17 protein-coding genes are annotated in these 18227 nt (G+C 69.0%); 4 read left to right on the top strand and 13 right to left on the bottom strand.

Annotated features, from left to right (window positions below):
• Positions 1–517 (top strand): CPBP family intramembrane glutamic endopeptidase (locus ABZ664_RS34315; RefSeq protein WP_362519659.1); only part of this gene is annotated, 517 nt, incomplete at its 5' end.
• A 92-nt stretch (positions 518–609) separates the two neighbouring features.
• Positions 610–1263, top strand: coding sequence for an HNH endonuclease family protein (locus ABZ664_RS34320; protein ID WP_362519662.1), 654 nt, complete (start codon positions 610–612; stop codon positions 1261–1263).
• 289 nt (positions 1264–1552) lie between these two features.
• Here ABZ664_RS34320 and ABZ664_RS34325 read toward each other — a convergent pair whose 3' ends face one another.
• Positions 1553–3010 (bottom strand): RICIN domain-containing protein, encoded by a 1458-nt coding sequence (locus ABZ664_RS34325; RefSeq protein ID WP_362519665.1) that lies wholly within the window; start codon positions 3008–3010, stop codon positions 1553–1555.
• Positions 3011–3667: 657 nt separating this feature from the next.
• Here ABZ664_RS34325 and ABZ664_RS34330 point away from each other — a divergent pair.
• The gene (locus tag ABZ664_RS34330) at positions 3668–4051 is read left to right on the top strand and encodes a VOC family protein (protein WP_362519668.1); all 384 of its coding nucleotides are present in this window, start codon (positions 3668–3670) and stop codon (positions 4049–4051) included.
• 430 nt (positions 4052–4481) lie between these two features.
• On the opposite strand, the gene ABZ664_RS34335 is transcribed toward ABZ664_RS34330, so the two are convergent.
• The 12 genes from ABZ664_RS34335 to ABZ664_RS34390 all read right to left on the bottom strand — a co-directional run bounded on the left by ABZ664_RS34335 (position 4482) and on the right by ABZ664_RS34390 (position 17028).
• The gene (locus ABZ664_RS34335; protein WP_362519671.1) at positions 4482–5186 is read right to left on the bottom strand and encodes an IclR family transcriptional regulator; all 705 of its coding nucleotides are present in this window, start codon (positions 5184–5186) and stop codon (positions 4482–4484) included.
• An 85-nt stretch (positions 5187–5271) separates the two neighbouring features.
• Complete coding sequence (locus ABZ664_RS34340) at positions 5272–6783, bottom strand: FAD-binding protein (protein WP_362519674.1); 1512 nt, start codon at positions 6781–6783, stop codon at positions 5272–5274.
• A gap of 27 nt (positions 6784–6810) precedes the next feature.
• Positions 6811–7689 (bottom strand): amidohydrolase family protein, encoded by an 879-nt coding sequence (locus ABZ664_RS34345; protein WP_362519991.1) that lies wholly within the window; start codon positions 7687–7689, stop codon positions 6811–6813.
• The gene (locus ABZ664_RS34350; RefSeq protein WP_362519677.1) at positions 7689–8111 is read right to left on the bottom strand and encodes a MaoC/PaaZ C-terminal domain-containing protein; all 423 of its coding nucleotides are present in this window, start codon (positions 8109–8111) and stop codon (positions 7689–7691) included. Before ABZ664_RS34350 ends, ABZ664_RS34345 begins: the two co-directional genes overlap by 1 nt.
• Entirely contained in the window at positions 8108–8545 is a 438-nt protein-coding gene (locus tag ABZ664_RS34355; RefSeq protein WP_362519680.1) for a MaoC family dehydratase N-terminal domain-containing protein, read from the bottom strand. The genes ABZ664_RS34350 and ABZ664_RS34355 overlap by 4 nt, the downstream gene beginning before the upstream one ends.
• Positions 8542–10227: an AMP-binding protein gene (locus ABZ664_RS34360; RefSeq protein ID WP_362519683.1), complete on the bottom strand. Its 1686-nt coding sequence runs from the start codon at positions 10225–10227 to the stop codon at positions 8542–8544. Before ABZ664_RS34360 ends, ABZ664_RS34355 begins: the two co-directional genes overlap by 4 nt.
• A complete protein-coding gene (locus ABZ664_RS34365) occupies positions 10220–11392 on the bottom strand; it encodes an acyl-CoA dehydrogenase family protein (protein WP_362519686.1) in 1173 nt (390 codons plus the stop codon). Before ABZ664_RS34365 ends, ABZ664_RS34360 begins: the two co-directional genes overlap by 8 nt.
• A gap of 22 nt (positions 11393–11414) precedes the next feature.
• A complete protein-coding gene (locus tag ABZ664_RS34370) occupies positions 11415–12614 on the bottom strand; it encodes an FAD-dependent oxidoreductase (protein ID WP_362519689.1) in 1200 nt (399 codons plus the stop codon).
• Positions 12614–13762 (bottom strand): alpha/beta hydrolase, encoded by a 1149-nt coding sequence (locus tag ABZ664_RS34375; RefSeq protein WP_362519693.1) that lies wholly within the window; start codon positions 13760–13762, stop codon positions 12614–12616. Before ABZ664_RS34375 ends, ABZ664_RS34370 begins: the two co-directional genes overlap by 1 nt.
• A 54-nt stretch (positions 13763–13816) precedes the next feature.
• Entirely contained in the window at positions 13817–14317 is a 501-nt protein-coding gene (locus ABZ664_RS34380) for a VOC family protein (RefSeq protein WP_362519696.1), read from the bottom strand.
• Between the two features lie 79 nt (positions 14318–14396).
• Positions 14397–15494 carry an alcohol dehydrogenase catalytic domain-containing protein gene (locus ABZ664_RS34385; RefSeq protein ID WP_362519699.1) on the bottom strand — a complete coding sequence of 366 codons (1098 nt, stop codon included), beginning with the start codon at positions 15492–15494 and terminating at the stop codon, positions 14397–14399.
• A gap of 31 nt (positions 15495–15525) precedes the next feature.
• A complete protein-coding gene (locus ABZ664_RS34390) occupies positions 15526–17028 on the bottom strand; it encodes an aldehyde dehydrogenase family protein (protein ID WP_362519702.1) in 1503 nt (500 codons plus the stop codon).
• Positions 17029–17192: 164 nt separating this feature from the next.
• Between ABZ664_RS34390 and ABZ664_RS34395 the strand changes: the two genes are divergently transcribed.
• Positions 17193–18194, top strand: coding sequence for an aldo/keto reductase (locus ABZ664_RS34395; protein WP_362519705.1), 1002 nt, complete (start codon positions 17193–17195; stop codon positions 18192–18194).
• The last annotated feature ends 33 nt before the right edge of the window (positions 18195–18227 follow it).

Below are 18227 nucleotides of genomic sequence, written 5' to 3' on the forward strand. Positions count from 1 at the left end.
GCCGCCCGTCGTCGTGCTGGTGGCCTACCTGCCGGGTCTGCTGATCCAGATGGTCACCACGGGTCTGGCCGAGGAGCCGGGCTGGCGTGACTTCGCCCTGCCCCGCCTGCAGCGCAGGTTCGGCCCGCTGGGCGGCACTTTCATCCTCGGCCCGCTGTGGGCTCTCTGGCACCTGCCGCTCTTCATGAGCGAGTGGGGCGGGTGGCCGGACGTCACCTGGATGAGGGTCGGCGAGTTCTTCGTCTTCTGCTGCGTCTTCGGCGTGGTCGTCACCTGGGTGTTCAACCGGACCGGCCAGAGCCTGCCGCTGATCATGCTGCTGCACGTCGGGGTCAACAACTTCATGTCGATCGCCTACTCGGAGATGTTCCCGTCGATCGACAGCGCCGTGGACGCCTCCCGGGTCACCCTGCTCGCGGGCACCGTGGCAGCGATCGTGGTACTCGTCGCGACTCGCGGCCGCCTTGGCTACCGTCCGGAGGAGGAACTCACGCCGGAGGTCGCACATCAGAACTGAACGACGTGTCGCAATACGTCAGCCGCCCCGACCAGGCCCGGCCACTCCTGCCGATTGCCGGGTCGGGGAGGTCGTCGGGTATAGGTAAAGTCATGATCTTCCTGAGGCGGGCAGCGCACGCCGCCGTACTCACCTTCGTGCTCGTCCCGATCACCGCCGTCCTCACCACCCCGCAGGCGGCGGCCGAACCGCGTAAGCGATCACAGGTGGAGTCCGCGGCCCTCGCCCGGCGCATGCTGGCTCAGCTCAAGGTCGCCAGGCCCCTGTCCATCCGGGGCTACAGCCGCGAGCGGTTCCACTCCCGATCGGCGCACCGCAAGGGCAGGTGCAACACGCGGGAGATGGTCCTGGCCCGCGACGGGCGGAACGTACGCCGCAACGCGGCCTGCCACCCGGTGAAGGGGCGCTGGTACAGCCCGTACGACGGCAAGTGGCTGAAGAGCGAGAAGTACGTGGACGTCGACCACCTGGTGCCGCTCGCCTACGCCTGGCGTTCGGGTGCCAAACGATGGAGCCAGGCCAAGCGGCGCGCGTTCGCCAACGACCTGGTCCGCCCCGAACTGCTCACCGTCAGCCACTCCGCCAACATCGCCAAAGGCGGCAAAGGCCCGCAGAGCTGGCGCCCGCAACGTCGCGCCCACTGGTGTCAGTACGCGACCTCGTGGATCACGGTGAAGCGCCACTACCGGCTCTTCGTGACCCGCAAGGAGAAGGTGGCCCTGCTCAACATGCTCCGCACCTGCTGAGGCCGAGCCCAACATGTTCCGTACCTGCTGAGGCCGACGTTTGCCGAGGCCGGCCTTGATCCACCGGTGGAATCTCGGGCGGGACATCTTCAGGGTTCGGCACAGCCGCTTTGAGCTTTACGCCGAAGGCGTCCCTACGGTCGTCGACGAGCTGGAAGCGGCTCACCGGTTGGTACCGGTCCCCCGGCGCCGAGCACACGGCACGAGATCGGCACCGGGGGTGAGGGTTTGTGCCGCGGATCCGCAGGTCTGCACCGCGGATCCGCGGTCGGTCACGTCGAGACGATCGTCAGACGGCCGTGCGCGACCACTGCTGGTTGGTGCCGCTGTTGCACGGATACTGCTTGAGGATCACGCCGTCCGCGGTCGACGCGGCCGGTACGTCCACGCATTTGTTGCTGTGTCGTGCCCGGAGCTGGAAGTAGCTGCCGTTGCTGACCATCTGGAAGTGCTGGTTGCTGCCGAGGCCGCAGGTGTACTGGACGAGCTCGGCGCCGTCGGCGGTCGAGGCGCCCACCACGTCAAGACACTTTCCGCTGTGGCGGCTGACGATGCGCCAGTAGCCGCTGCCGACGTCCTGGAACTGCCACTGCTGCCACGCGTTGCCGTTGTAGGTGTACTGGCCGACGCGCGCACTGTCGTTGGTGCTCGCTCCTTGGACGTCCATGGCCTTGCCGCTGTGGCGCGCGTTGATCCTGTAGGTCACCGTCGGCGGAGGGGTGACGTCGCCAACGGCGTCGCCCCAGGCGTACCGGACCCGGTTGGCGCCGTGGCCGTTGCGGACGGTCACGCTGAGGTTGGTGCCGCTGCCGCTCAGGGCGTACATCGAGTACCAGTCGTAGCCGATGTTGCCCGGCTTGCCGCCGAGGGCGGGCCAGTAGGTGCCGCCCATCTGGTTGTCCCGCATGACCTGGGCCATGGCGCGGAGGTAGCGCACGAAGTTGTCGGTGCTGGTCGGGTCGCTGTAGTTGAGGCCGGTGGACATCGGCGCGCCGAACTCGGTCGCGACCGCGCGGTGGGCGCAGTTGCCCAGACGCGTCTGAATGTGGCTCCGGAAGCCGTCGTAGGTCATCGGGCCGTAGAAGAAGGCGTAGTAGTGGAAGGACAGCAGCGTCGAGTTGAAGCGGCTGTCGTTGCAGATGTCCCGCAGGTCCTGGCTGAAGCCGGTGCCGCCGATGAGCACCCGGCCGGGCACCGCCGAGGTGTGATAGCCGAGCCAGTTCGCCGCGACGTTGCGCCACTCCGCCGACGAGTAGCCGTGCGGCTCGTTCATCGGCTCGAAGTAGACGTTGCTGTTCGAGCCGTACGTGTTGATCACGCTGGACCACATCGTGTTCCAGGCGGTGAGATTCGTGATCCTGCCGTTGGAGGCGGCGCCGTCCTCCCAGTAGGCCAGGATGACCTTGAATCCACGCTCGGCGGCGGCGTCGATGGCGCCGCGGTAGGAGTTCCACCAGGTCGTGTTGGCCACGGTGTGAGTGTTGATGGGCAACCGGATGGTGTTGATGCCCATGATGTATTCCATGTGGTCGTAGAGCGAGTTGGCCTTGGCGCGAACCGTCGCGTTGCTGTCGGACTGGCTCAGTCCCTGCACGACGAGCGTGCCGGTGCTGAAGTTGTCACCCAGCACGGCCCAGTTCATGCCTCGGAACTGGCTGGTCTCGGCATTGGCCGGCGGCGCGGAGACGACGAGGCCTGTCGCTGCGGTGAGCGCGGCCACCACAAGGGCGATCAGTAGTCGGCGCAACGACCGAGTGCGCCGCGACGGTCCTGATGAGTAACCATCAGACGCCATGATCAGTGCCATAAATGTCCAATCACTGGGGAGGGAGGGACGCCGCGGGTGCCCTTCCCGGGAATCAGTAAGGAGACGGCGAGGGGCGACATCACAGCTGCGCGCTCACGGCTGGGCCTGAGGGGGAAGGGGGGCGCATCGACGGACGCACGGAGAATTGTTAGCGATAACATTTCTGCGTGCATCTCGTCCCTGTGGGCTTGGCGATGGGGCGATCGGTTCTCGATGAAGGCCCGACGATCGGGTCGCATTCATGTTTCTATTGCATTTCCGCAAAGTGTCAGGGTTCGCAAGGCGGGATGTCAATATCTCGCTACCAGAAATTCATCCCCATGCAGTCGGCATTCTGCGGCGGTGGCGATGCCGGTCTCCGGACCGGAGGTGGCTATATCGCCTGTTCAGCCCTCTTCGGTGCTTGGCAGCCGGAATCTCCATGGCCACTCACGACGAGGAGGCCTTCGTCGTCCGGACGGCCACCGCACGACCGGCGAAGCTCGGACACCACTACCTGGAAACGCGCCACGGAGTCCGGCGAGGCGCCCGAGCGGCCGTTACAGCCTCAAGATCACCGGAGCCTGCTCACGAAGTGGGACAGGCATACTGTCGGCCATGGCTTCTCTTGTGCACCACGTGAGCATCGACTGCGCGGACACCTACCGGCTCGGGACCTTCTGGGCCGAGGTGCTGAACACCAAGATCAGCGAAGACGATCACCCTGGTGACCCCGAGGCACTGGTCGAGGCGGAGGGCATCTCGATCCTGTTCATCGCCGTCCCCGAGGGCAAGACGGTCAAGAACCGGATCCACTTCGACATCCAGCCCACAGACCGCACTCGCGAAGAGGAAGTCGAGCGTCTGCTCTCCCTCGGTGCCACTCTGGTCGCCGACCGCCGCCGTCCCGACGGCTCCGGCTGGGTCACCCTCGCCGACGTCGAGGGCAACGAGTTCTGCGTCGAGCGCAGTGCCGCCGAGCGTGCCGCCACCGCGTCCTGACCTTTCTTCGGGTGCCGGGACGACCGGCGACAGCATGAATCCCGTACCGCGATCAGCCTCTCGGGGTCGGCCGTCCGGTCGACCGTCTCGTGGGAGAAGGCGGCCGGGATCTTCCCGCGCGGGACCGGCATCGTGCTGCCCGGAGCCCACTACCCCTGGGTCACCGCCCCGGAGACCTTCGCCGAGGCGATCGACGGATTCCTCGACGGTTAGGGGACACCTGCTTCGCGATGCGTCGCCATGAGTGAAGACGCGTCGTCGTGAGTGAAGACGCGTCGTCGTGAGTGAAGACGCGTCGTCGTGAGTGAAGACGCGTCGTCATGAGTGAAGACGCGTCGTCATGAGCGAACCGGTGGGCGGCGTGGGCACACCGCTCGGTCGCGGGAGCCCTTGACGCCCTGGGCGGATCGGAAACCCGGCAGGTGCTTCGTCACTCCCGGGTGGTGATCTCCTTCGCGGTGGCGAGGAGGCGTTTGGCGGTGTGCTCGATGTCCAGGTCGACCATCGACACGATGCCGAGGCTCGCCTCGAGTGAGCGCCCCTCACCGTCGTAGAGCGGCACGGCGATGCCGACCGCGCCCGGTGTCAGGTTTCCGCGCGAGACCGCGTATCCGCACTTTCGTGCCTCGACGACCGCGGCCGGGTCGTCGGCCCTGGGCGGCCGGGCGAGCATGATGGCGAGGCCGCTCGCCCCCTGGTCGAGCGGATGCCGGGCACCGCTGCGCTGGGACAGGTGGAAGATCGCGTCGGACGGCTCGACGACCGCCAGCACCACGGCATCGGCCCCCTCCGACATGACGCACTGCGTGGTGACGCCGAGCTCTTCGGCCAGCGTGCGCAGGTAGGGGATGACCGCGCGCTGGAGCTGCGGGTTGGCCTGCCGGGCGAGCTGGATCACGCCCAGCCCGAGCCGGTAGCGCCCCGAACTGCCCTCGGCGGCGAGGCGGTGATTGCGGAGCGTGGTGAGCAGCCGATAGACCGCCTGCCGGTGCATGCCCAGCGCCGTGGCCAGCTCCGCGACGGTCATGTCGCGGTCTTCTACGGCGAGCAACTCCAACAGTCTCAGGCCGCGATCCAAGGTCTGGGATCCGTTGCCCTGATTGGCGCCGTCTCCGGCGCGATCATCAGCGTTCACGCCAAGCCACCCCCACCGCTGTTAGCATTCCTAATGCGCACTGTATCTATATTGAACAAACCTGATGTAACTTGTCGCATGAGAGTCAACTTCTGACAGTCCGATCGGCTGCGGCATTACGCCCGGCGATCCGGCCGAACGCGAGACATTCGGCGATGCTACCGCCACCTGTCGGATAAAGCAGGCCGTGTAATGATCCTAGCTCACCGGCGGAGTAGAGATTGTCTATCGAACCTCCGCGAATCGCGGCCACGCGTGCTTTCGCGTCGCGTCGCGGACCGCCGACCGTATGCGAGCCACCCGGCCATAGCTGAACCGCGAAATAGCGGTCGCCGCCGATGGGGGCCAGCGTGACGGGGTCGCGGCCGAAGTCGGCGTCGACGCCCGCCGCGCAGTGCTGGTTGTAGCGGGAGACCGTCTGCTCCAGCACGGCCGGATCAAGTCCGCAGGATCGGGCCAGATCCGGTATTGACCTGGCCGAATGTATCCAGCCACGCCGCAGTTCCGCCTCGTTGTCCTCACTCCAGGCGTAGTCTCGCACCGGTCCCGCGGGGCCCGAGTAGGTCGGGACCAGCGTCGCCCGCTCGAAACGGGCTTGATCGAATATCCACCACGTCGGAATCCTCGGGTAAGTGAGCTGATCGGCGTCCATCGCCAAAAGCGCCAGATGGGCGGCGTGCTGCTTTCCCGGTTCGCGGATGAATCGCCGGCCCGACCCGTCGACGAAGATCGAACCCGGTGCCGGCTCGCCTTCGGCCGGCCCGAACCGGCCTGATCCCCACAGATCGACGGCCGTTCCGCCGGTGTATCCGTCGCCGGGGAATCTCGCTACGAAATGCCCTGGCCAAACATTCATGTGCCACAGTTCGGCGCCGATTTCCGTCGCCATGGTGATGCCGTCTCCGGTGTTGTGCTCGGTGCCGTAGAAATGCACCGGAGTGACCGGCAGGTAGTGCGTTTTGAGCCGTTCACTGGCCTCGTAGCCGCCGACCGCCAGCACGACGCCGCGGCGTACGCCGATCCGCTGGACCCCGTCGGCGCCGTCGGTCTCCACCCCGACGACCGCGCCTCGCGCGTCGGTGAGCAGCCACTTGGCCGCCGTCGCGTACCGGACCTCGATTCCACGCTCGGTGACCAGGCTCCGCAGGAAGCCGTGCATCGGGCAGCCGGTGTAGCCGTCGGGCCCGCTCGTGGGCTGCGCCTTGTAGACGCGGATCGACTCGTGGCCGGGCAGGGAGGGGTGCTCGCCGCGGATGTTCAGCTTCTGGTACTTGCCGCCGTGCCGGTCGAGCCAGGCCGGGGTGGCCGCCGTCTCCTCCGCCCAGGTGCGGATCAGATCGGGATCGATCATGGCCAGCTCGCCGTTGACCGCGTACAGCGCGGACAGATACTCCACCGCGCCGTCGACGTCCTCGGGCACGAGGAAGAAGCCGGCGGCGTAGCGGCTGTTGGGCCGGTGATCGTCGGCCGGCTGCTTCTCGATGACGAGTACTTCCGCGCCCTCGTCGTGAGCGGTCACCGCGGCGACCGCGCCGGCGTCGCCCAGACCGAGTACGACGACGTCGACGGTCCGATCAAAGGAACCGGTGTGGTGCATCGCGACCTCCTTGGCCGAGGGCTGTCATCACGACTGTCCGGTGAGTCCGAACAGCTTGGCCGCGTTCTCCTTGAGGATCTTCGGGCGGATCTCGTCCCGGATGTCGATCTTGGCGAAGTCGGCCAGCCAGCGCTCCGGAGTGATCATCGGGAAGTCCGATCCGAAGAGCACCTTGTCCTTGAGCAGTGTGTTCGCGTACTGCACCAACTGGGGCGGGAAGTATTTCGGCGACCACCCGGACAGGTCGATGTACACCTTCGGCTTGTGCATGGCGACCGAGAGCGCCTCGTCCTGCCAGGGGAACGACGGGTGCGCGAGGATGATCTGCAGGTCGGGGAAGTCGGCGGCCACATCGTCGACGTGCATCGGGTTGGAGTACTTCAGCCGCAGCCCGCCGCCGCCCGGGGTGCCCGCACCGGCGCCGGTCTGGCCGGTGTGGAACAGCGCGGTGAGCCGGTGCTCGGCGATGACCTCGTAGAGCGGGTAGGCCATCCGGTCGTTCGGGAAGAAGCCCTGAGTGGTGGGATGGAACTTGAATCCGCGGACGCCGTACTCCTCGATCAGCCGCCGGGCCGCCCGCACGCCCGCCGCGCCCCGATGCGGATCGACGCTCGCGAACGGGATGAGCACGTCGCCGTGCAGTGCCGCCTGCTCCGCGATCTCCTCGTTGGTGGGCGTCTGCTCCCGGCCGCTGACGTACATCGAGTCGACGCCGAAGACGATCGCCGCCATGTTCCGCTCGCGGTAGTACTCGGCGATCATGGGGACGGTGAACCTCTTGACCGCACCGGCCTTGAAGTAGTCGGCCATCGCCGCGAAGTTGTCGTTTCCCGGCTTCGGCGCCTCGTGGACGGAGAGCTGCACGTGGGTGTGCACGTCGATCGCGTCGAGCGCGGCGATGTCCATCACGTCGCCTCACCTTCGTCGGTGACGATCGCGGTGGCGGTGCCGGACAGCACTTCCACGCCCGCCGCGTTCACCGCCGAGACGGTGAGCTCGGCGCGTCGCTGCCCGTCGACCGTGTCCACCGAGGTCACGGTCGCCGTCGCGGTGATCGTGTCGCCGGGCCAGACGGGCGCCTTGAACCGGGCCCGGTAGCGCCGGATGTTCTCGTGCCCGAACCAGTCGGTCAGCACGCGGCCGGCCAGACCCATGGTGAGCATCCCGTGCGCCATGACGGTCGGGTTGCCGGCGATCTGGGTGGCGAACGGCTCGTCGGTGTGCAGCGGATTGAAGTCGCCGCCGGCGCCGGCGTACATCACGATCTGTGTCCGCTTGAGGTCCGTCACGACGACCTGGCGCACTTCCTGGTCGGTGGTCACGGTCATCGGCCCGCCTCCGGGGTGTCGTCGCTCTTGGGGGTGACCGTAACGGAGACCGTGGTCGAGCGGGCGACCAGCTCTTCCTCGGTGTCGAAGAAGTCGACGTGCCGCTCGGCGAAGTTGAGCACGCCCTTCCCGCCGGTCTTCTGCCACGTCCTTCCCTCCCGCTTGCGGGCCGTCAGCGTCTCGCCGATCCGGAGCGGGCGGAAGTACTCGAACTCCTGCTCGGCGTGCAGGCCGCCGCCTCCGCCGGATGACACGCCAGGCCCGGACCCGGAGCCGTTCCAGGGCCGGTCGGGGCGCATCCGCAGCCCCCAGTCCGGGTCGAACTGGGCGAAGGCGATCGGGAAGGTGGGCGGGACCACATCGGCGTCCTCACCCAGGGCGCGGGCGAAGGCCCGCACATGGCCCTGTTCGATCGGGAACGGTATGCCGGTCACGACGCTGTCTCCTCTGCTTGCAGGTGGCGGGTCGCCACGTCACGGGCCGACGCGCGGTTGATCTTTCCGGCCGGACTCCTGGGGAGCGAGTCCACCCTGACGATCCGGCGCGGGCGCTTGTAACCGGCGAGCCGCTCGGCCACGTGCCGGCTCAGTGTCTCGTCCTCGATGTCGCCGAGCGCGCTCGCCGGGGCGACGACGGCGGTCACGATCTGGCCCCAGCGGGGATCGGGAACGCCGACGACGACGGCGTCGGTGATCTTCGGGTGGGTGAGCAGCGCCTCTTCGACCTCCTCGGGGAAGACCTTCTCGCCGCCGGTGTTGATCACGCCGTCGCCCCGGCCGAGCAGGATCAGCCTGCCGTCGGCGTCCAGCGAGGCGAGGTCACCGGGCGCCGAGTAGCGGACGCCGTCGATGACCCGCCAGACCCTCGCCGTCCGTTCCGGGTCCTTGAGATACCCGACCGGCTGCGGTCCGGCGCTGGCCAGGATGCCGATCTGTCCGGTGCCCGGCGTGATGTCCTGGTCGTTCTCGTCGAGAACCCGGGCCACGGGGGCGAGCGTGAACCGCCCGTCCACCAGGTCGGCCTCCGAGCGTGCCATGGCCATCCCGAAGGGCCCGCCCTCCGAGGCCGAGATGTTGTCGATCAGGGTGAGGTCGCCGCCGTGCCGCAGCAGTTCCCGCTTGATGCCGACGCTCCACACGACGCCGGAGCTGGTCATCTTGCGCAGGCTGCCGATGTCGTACGGCTTGCCCGCGCTCTGGGCGGCGGCGAGGGAGTCCACCAGCGGGCGGCCGAACGCGTCGCCGACGATGACCATCTCGGTGACCGCGTTCTGCTGCACGGTCCGCCACACCTCGTCCGCGTCGAGGGATTTGGAGGTGCAGAAGCAGATCGTGCCGCCGCCGTACAGGGAGCGCAGCGTCTGCAGCAGGCCGGTGCCGTGGATGAGCGGCGACATCGGCAGCACGACGGGGGCGGTGAACCTCTCGTGTAGCTCGCGTACCCGCGCCCGCACGTCGTCCGGTGTCTTCGGCGCGTCCATACCGTGCTGGCGGAAGACCGACGCGATGATGCCCAGCAGCCCGTCACGGTCCCAGACGACACCCTTCGGCCGGCCGGTCGTTCCGCCGGTGAGCAGGATGATGCCGTGCGGCGATTCGGTGTCCGTCTCCCGGTGGACCGGGCCGTGCTCGGCCGCCCACTCGAAGGGCAGCGCCGGCGCGAGCGGCTCGCCTTCCGATCCGACCTCCAGAAGCAGGTTCAGCCCGGGAAGGTCGTCCATCCGGTGGACCTGGTCGGCCAGACCGGTGTCGTAGACGAAGGCGGCCGCGTCGGTGTAGTCGAGCACGTAGTGCAGCTCTGGGGCGAGATAGCGATAGTTGATGTTGACCGGCTGCGCGCCCAGCTTGAACGCGGCGAGGATGGTCTCCAGATACGCGAACGAGTTGTACAGGGAGATGGCGACGGTCGAGCCGACGCCGACCCCGCGTTCCGACAGCACCCCGGCCAGGCGGGCCGCGCGGGCCTCCAGTTCGGTGTAGCCGATCGACCGGTCGCCCTGGATCATCGCGGGCCGCTCCCCCGCGGCCTCCGCCGCGGCGCGCAGGGCCGTGGCGATGCTCATCCTGCGCTCGGTGGGGGAGTCGGCGGGGGAGGAGGTGGGGATGGGATCAGGCAAGGTGGCCTCCGATTCGGGTGTGACCGCGTAGCAGATCGCGCGAGATGATGAGCCGCTGCACCTCGTCGGTGCCTTCGAAGATGCGCATCGCCCGGACGGCGCGATACCAGCCTTCGAGGGGAAGCTCCTTGGTGTAGCCCATTCCGCCGTGGATCTGCAGCGCCCGATCCACGACGCGGCCGACCATCGCGGTGCAGAAGAGCTTCGCCATCGCCGACGCGTGTCTGGCGTCGGCCCCCCGGTCGACGTCCCAGGCGGCCCGGAGGGCGAGCCATCGGGCCGCTTCGAGCTCGGTCTCGGAGTCGGCGATCATCCACTGGATCGCCTGGTTCCTGCCGATCTTGCGGCCGAAGGTCTCGCGCAGGCCGGCGTAGTCCACCGCCATCGTCAGGCAGCGCTCGGCGATGCCGACGCAGTGCGCGGAGATCACGTAGCGTCCTTTGCCGACCCAGCGCATGGCGAGCTGGAAGCCGCCGCCGACCTCGCCGAGGACCTTGCCGGCCGGCACCCGTACGTCGTCGAAGGAGAGCGAGGCGGGCTGGTGCCAGCTGCCCATCGTGCTGATGGGCGAGGAGGTCCAGCCCGCCTCCCGGTCGACGAGGAACGCGGTCGCCCCGTGGCGGGCGCCCTTGTCCCTGTCGGTCAGCGCGATGACGATCGCGTAGTCGGCGTCGTGGCCGTTGCTGATGAAGGTCTTCTCGCCGCTGATCAGCCAGTCGTCGCCGTCCCGCCGCGCGTACGTGCTGATCGCCCCGGCGTCCGATCCCGCGCCCGGCTCGGTCAGCGCGAAGCAGCCGAGGCGCTCGCCCTCGATCGTCGGCTTCAGGTACTCCTCCTGCTGGGCCGCGTCCGCGCCGTACAGGATGTTGTCGGCCTCCCCGCCGAAGCGGAAGGGCACGCAGGTCTTCGCGAGCTCGATGTGGATCAGCGACTGGGTGACCGCGGGGAGCGCCATCCCGCCGTACTCCTCTGGCGTGCTGAGCCCCCAGAAGCCGAACTCGCGCGCCTTGGCCCGCAGCCGGCGCTCATCGTCCCTGGGCAGCCTCGCGCCACCCTCGCGCACCAGCCTGAGGAAGTCCTCCTCAAGCGGGAGGAGCTCCTTGGCGACGAAGGCGCGCACGGTGTCGCGGATGTCCCGCTGTTCGTCACTCAGCTCGAAGTCCATCGGATCTCCTTCGGTACGCCGGTCATCGGGCCCGAGGCGGCAGGTCGTGGGCGCGCACGTTGGAGATCATCGCGGCGTCCATCATCCAGGTGTGGGCCCGCAGCGGATCCGCCACGATCTCCGACATCTGAAGCTGGAACCTGCGCCGCTCGGACTCGTCCTGCTCCGCCATCGCGGTGGTCGTGCGGTGGGTGATCTCCTGCACCGCCTCGACCGCGGCCTTGCGCCTGCGGTGCGCCCAGGCGTCCAGCACGTCCGGGGCGGCCTCGCCGCGGAGCACCGCGCTGAGCTGGACGGACAGGTCGAACGCGTCGTGGATGCCGCCGTTGAGACCCATGCCGCCCATGGGGCTGTTGACGTGCGCCGCGTCGCCGAGCAGCAGCACCCGGCCCCGGCGGAAGGTGTCGGCGACCCGCTGGTGCACGGAGTAGACCTTCCGTTCGCGCAGCGGCAGCTCGGGGTGGTCGCCGAAGACGCCGCGCAGCCGGTCGGCGACGTACCGGTCGGAGACGGCCTCCTCGCCGGTGACGTGGGGCGGCACCGAGACGACGAGCCGCCAGACGTCCGGCACCCGGAGGATCAGCAGGTGCTCCACGGGATCGGCGATGTAGTTGACGTCACAGATCCCCGGCAGCAGCGTCTCCACCGGATAGTCGATGCTCAGCACGAGATAGCGATGCTCGTAGGTGAGCCCTTCGAACGAGCTGCCGAGCGCCTTGCGGATGGTGCTGCGCGCACCGTCGGCGGCGAGTACCCAGCGGGCCGCGACCTGTTCCCCTGACGCGGTGGTCAGCAGCGCGTCGTCCTCGCCCTGACGCACGTCCGCCACGCCCGTGGCCAGCCGCAGGTCGACCGGAGCGGGACATTCGTTGATCGCGTCCTTGAGGATCTGGGTGTACTTGTACTGTTCGAGCTGCAGTCTGAAGGGATAGTCGGTCTCGTCGGCGAGTGTGCCGAAGTCGAACTCCGCGATCAGCCCGTCGCGGCGATCGTGCACCTGGTACTTCCGCGCGACGATGCCGGCCTCCAGCATCGTCGTGACGACGCCGAGGTCACGGGCGATCTCGATCGTCGGCGGGTGGAAGGTCGAGGCCCGCCACTCGGTGCTGAGCCGGTCGCTCTCCTCGAAGACGGTGACGGACGCACCGCGCCTGGCCAGCGCGAGGGCCGCGGTGAGCCCGACCGGGCCGGCGCCGACCACGGCCACGTCGAGGATGCCCATCAGTTGCTCCACTCGGCGATGTGGTCGCACATGATCCTGGCCAGGTCGGGGCGGCCCTGGAAGTAGTGGTCCGCCTCCTTGATCTCGACCAGCTCGCGCCTGTCGTGCGCGACGGCCTCGTACATGGTGCGGGCGTGGCTGGGGAAGGCGGCGCAGTCGGCCGATCCGTACACGACCATGACGGGCGCCTGCACCTGGGGAAGGGCGACGTAGGCATTGGCCCGGCTGTGGTCGTAGCTCCACTGGCTCAGCCAGGACCGCAGGCTGGTGAGGTGACCCAGCGACGCCGGCTGGAAGTTGGCCGCCCAGGGGCTGCCCCACAGGGTGCCGGTCCGCCGGTCGGAGGGGTCGAGGGCGAGGTCGAGGAAGCGCGGGTCGGCCGCCGTGCCGTGCACGACGAAGGGCAGGTCGTCGGGCGCGACCTTCTCCCCGTCCGCCGACTCGCGGATGTGTCCGCGCAGCGCTTCGAGCTGTTCGGTGACCCAGCCGGAGATCTTGCGGTTGCGGTCGATCTGGGCGCGGCGGTAGCGCTCGACGAACTCCTCGCCGTAGGCCGGCCCGTTCGCGGGGTTGAACATGTCGAGCGAGTCGTCCCGGTCGAAGGGGCGTTGCTCGTCGGTGACGGCCGGGTCGAGCCCTTCGGTGTAGACGACCGCCCGGCCGGGGTGCGCCATGGCCATGACGATCTTGTCGGCCGGGATGAGCCCGGCGCCGGCGAGGTCGACGGGGTCACCGGCCGGAGTGTGGGTGATGGTCGGGTTCTCCGCCTGCGCCTGGTAGAGCGCGGCGAGGCCGCCGCCGCCGGAGTTTCCGACCAGGACGATCCGCTGGTAGCCCAGCTCGCGAAGGTGCCGGATCGCCGCGCCGATGTCCAGGAGGCAGTTCTCCATGATGAGCGCGGAGTCGTTGCCGACGTAGCGGGTGGCGAGCCCGACCGCGGCCACCCCGCGGTGGGCGAGCTCTTCCAGGGCGTAGTGACCGATGAAGTTGGACGCCGGATGCACGATCAGCACGGCGGTCGACGGTGGCCGCAGATCGTTTTTCCAGAGGGTGGCCCAGATCTTCCCGCTCATCCGGGCGACACCGGAGTTGATGTCCAGGCGTCCGCCGGGCGTCATCGGTATGGGGAGTAGTTCGCGGGACAGCACGAGGCGGCTCCTGATCAGCGCGGATGGGGCGGGGGTGGGGTCGGTGGACGTGCGCTATCCGCGCGCGGTCCACTTCCGCAGCGTCTCGGCGCCCGCGCGCGCGTCGGCGTCGTCGAGAGGGCGGGTCTGCAGTGTCAGCTCGATCCGGACCCCGTTCGGGTCGAAGAGGTACAGGGACTCCCAGACCCCGTCATGGTCGACGATGCCCACCGTCTCCACGCCCTTGGCCGCGAAGTGCGCCTTCCACTCGTGGAGCTCCTCCATGGAGTCGACGTTGAGTGCGATGTGCCGCACCCAGGAGGGCACCGAGTCGGGGCCGGGGTTGGGCATGTCGTCGACCTCGAAGAAGGCGATGGCACTGCCGTCGCCGAGTCCGAAGAAGGTGTGCAGGTAGGGAGTGCGGGCTCCGCTGGAAGGCACCTCGTCCAGTTGGATCGCGGTGAGCAGCTCGCACTTGAGGACCTCGGTGTAGAAGTCGTGCGTCGCCTGGGAGTCCCACGTCGGATAGGCGATGTGGTTGAGCGAGCGCGGTGCGCGGAGGTCGGCTGTCGCCATCATCTGATCCTCAGTGTGTCAATTATCGGACAAGTAGTCCGGAATTTGAATTGATTGTCTGTTCGTGCATGTCAACTTGTCAACTGCGGTCCGAAGGGATCACCACGCCGCGCAGCGCCTCTCCGGCCAGCAACCGGTCGTAACCCTCCTGCGCGTCGGCGAGGCCGAACGTTCCCGAGACGTACTCGTCCAGCGGCAATCGGCCGTCCAGATAGAGGCCCGCGAGCAGGGGCAGGTCCCGTGACGCCACGCAGTCTCCCCAGATCGAGACCCGGATCGACCCTCCGGTGAGGAACAGCCGTCTCAGCTGCACCTCGGCCAGGTCCCCCCGCTTCGGGGCGCCGACGATCACCAGCCGTGAGCCGGGGGCCCGCAGGCCGTCCGCCGTCGCGAAGGTGGCGGGCCCGCCGACCGCGTCCAGGACGACGTCCGCGCCCATGCCGTCGGTGAGTTGGCGTACGCGTTCTCCGGGCTCCTCCCGGGACGCGTCGATCAGGTGGGTGGCGCCGAACCGCTCGGCGACGGCGAGTTTGCCGGGATTGGTATCGATCGCGATGATCCGCCGCGCCCGCGCGTACGCGGCCCCAGCGACGGCCGCGATCCCCACGCCACCGCATCCGATCACCACCACGTCGTCGGCCGGCCCGGTCTCCGCGGTGTTGACCGCCGCGCCGAAGCCGCTGGGCACGCCACAGCCGAGCAGCGCGGCTATCCGGGGCGGAACCCTCGGGTCGATCGCGATCGCCTGCCGGGCGGGCACGACGACCCGTTCGGCCAGGCCGCCGATGCCGAGCACCGGGGTCGCGGCGACGCCGTCACCGAGACCGACCTTCGGCCGGCGGGGCAGTCGCGACGCGCACGCCGAGGGCCGTCCCGCGTGGCAGTGCTTGCAGGTCCCGCAGGCCACCATCGGCGCGACGACGACGCTGCTGCCCTCCAAGACGCCCGTCGCGTCCGGCCCCAGGGCCTCGACGACGCCGGCCACCTCATGGCCGACCAGGTAGGGGAAGTCGGTCCCCGACGTGCCGTGCATGAAGTGCACGTCGCTGTGGCACAGCCCGCAGGCGGTCACCCTGACCAGCACCTCGTCGCCGGTCGGTTCCCGCAGCGGGATGTCCTCGACGTTCAGTGGCCCGTGCGCCTCTCGGACGACGGCGCCTCGGTAGTGAGCGGGCATGGATCACTCCTCGGATCGGGGCGGCTGAAGGTCAGTACCAGCGGGGCGCGTCGGCCGGGGCGGTGTCCACGATCACCGTCTTGAGCTCCGTGTAGGCCTCGTGCCCCACCCGGCCGAGTTCTCGGCCGACACCTGACAGGCCGACGCCGCCGATCGGGGCGTCCAGCGCCAGCGCCCCGTAGGAGTTGATCCAGAAATAGCCTGATCGCACGGCTCTGGCGGTCGTGAGCGCCCGGTCCAGGTCACGGGTCCAGCAACCGCCCACCAGGCCGAAGGGGGAGTCGTTGGCGAGCGTGATCGCCTGCTCCGCGCCGCTGAACCGCTGGACGGTGAGGACCGGTCCGAAGACCTCGTCGTACACGATGTCGGGCACGCGCGGCAGTCCCGAGGGGATCTCCAGCACGGTGGGCGCGATGAACGCGCCGTCGGGATGGACGCCGGGCGGCCGGCCACCGCCCGCCAGCACGCGTGCGCCCTGGTCCACGGCCGTGTCGATCATCGCGCGGACCCTGGCCGCCTCCCCCTCCGAGATCAGCGCGCCCAGCTGGGTGTCCGGCGCGAACGGGTCGCCGACCCTGATCGAGCGCGCCACGTCGGCGACCCGTTCGACGAACGCGTCCGCGACCGGGTCCTCGACCAGGAGCCGGGAACCGGAGAAACATCGCTGACCGGCGTTGCGGAAGATGCCGCCGACCGTGGCGTGCAGGGCGGCGTCCAGGTCCGCGTCGGCGTAGACGATGTTCGCGGACTTTCCGCCGAGCTCCAGCAGCACCCGTTTCACCCCGTCCGCCGCCGAGCCCATCACCTGCCGGCCGACCGAGGTGCTGCCGGTGAACGACACCATGCTCACCCCGGGATGCTCGACCAGCCGGCGGCCCACCTCTCCCGCGCCCTGGACCACCTGGACGAGACCGTCGGGGAGTCCGGCGGCGGTGAGGATCCTGGCGAACACCGGCGCCGCGAGCGGGCTGAGCTCGGGCGCCTTGATCACGATCGCGTTGCCCGCCGCCAGGGCCGGGCCGGCCTTCTGTGCCGCGAACATGAGGGTGGTGTTGAAGGGGATGATCGCGGCCACCACTCCCACCGGCTCCCGGAAGGTCATCCGCAGCGTGGATCCGTCCGCCGGCAGGGTGATGCCTTCGAGGCCGGACGCCCAGCCCGCCGCACCGCGCAGGTGGGCCGCCGCCACGAAGACGTCGCCGCGCGCCTCCGCCAGCGTCTTGCCGTTGTCCAGCGCGACCAGGTGGGCGAGTCGCGGGGCCCGCGCCTCGATCAGGTCGGCGGCCATGCGCAGGATCCGCGCGCGTTCGTGCGGGGAGGTGCGCGCCCAGGCGGGCTGGGCCGCGACCGCGCCGGCCACGGCCTCGTCGACGAAGTCGGCCGTCGCCGCCTCGACCTCCGCGATCGGCGAGCCGTCGCCCGGATGACAGGTCGTGAAGACCGCCCCGCCGCCACCGCGCAGAGCCCCCCCGACGAAGCTGTGCGCCGCCGGTAACTCCGCGACGGCGAGGTGCTCGGACAGGTTTGTGCTCATCGAGGAGACTCCTTGGGCGGATCTGTGGCGTGGCCCAGGTGCATGTGCGGTCAGAAGCGCGACTACCTGCCGGACCAGTGCTCTTTACCTCATCTGCTCACGAACGCTACCATCAAAATTCAAATATAGGACTCGTCGTCCGATAAATGGAATCAGGAGATCTCGTGGAGTTCACCAACCTCGGCCGCAGCGGTCTGACGGTCAGCCGACTGGTGCTCGGCACCGACAACTTCGGCACCCAGACGACCGAGGAGGACGCGTCCCAGATCATGGATCACGCCCACGAGCTGGGGATCAACCTGATCGACACGTCCGACGTGTACGGCTGGCGGTTCGGCGAAGGACTGACCGAGCAGATCATCGGCCGGTGGCTGTCCACCGGCGGAGGCCGCCGTGAGCGCACCGTGCTCAGCACCAAGCTGTACGGCCGCATGTCCGAGTGGCCCAACCACGCCGGCCTGTCCGCCCTGCACATCCGGCGCGCCTGCGAGGCGTCGCTCCGGCGGCTGCGCACGGACTACATCGACATCTACCAGATGCACCACATCGACCGATCGACTCCGTGGGAGGAGATCTGGGAGGCGATGGACGTGCTCAAAACCCAGGGCAAGATCGTCTACGTGGGGTCGTCCAACCAGCCCGGCTGGCACCTCGCCGCCGGGCAGGAAGCCGCCGCCCGGCGCGGCCGCCCCGGTCTGGTGAGCGAGCAGACCATCTACAACCTGCTCGAACGCACCGCCGAGCTGGAAGTCCTGCCCGCCTGCGCGCACTACGGCGTCGGCATGATGCCGTGGTCGCCGCTCGACGCCGGCCTGCTCGGCGGGATCCTGCGCAAGGAGCGGGAGAACCAGATGGGCACGCCGCTCCCCGGAGCCAAGGTGGCGACCCACCGGGGCAAGCGACTGATCAAGCTGGACCGGCACCGCGCCGCCATCCAGGCATTCGAGGACCTGTGCGACGAGCTCGGCGAGAGCCCCGCCGACGTGGCGATGGCCTGGCTGCTGGGCCGGCCCGGCGTGACCGCGCCGATCATCGGGCCGCGCACCCTCGCCCAGCTCGACGCCGCCACCCGCGCCTTCGAGGTGTCCCTGGACGACAAGACGCTCGAGCGCCTCGACGCCATCTTCCCCGGCCCCGGACCCGCGCCGGAGGCCTACTCCTGGTAGGCCTCCGGGCGGGCCCGGCTCAGTGGAACGTCT

The sequence above is a fragment of the Streptosporangium sp. NPDC006930 genome (assembly GCF_040635605.1).
Lineage (GTDB): Bacteria > Actinomycetota > Actinomycetes > Streptosporangiales > Streptosporangiaceae > Streptosporangium.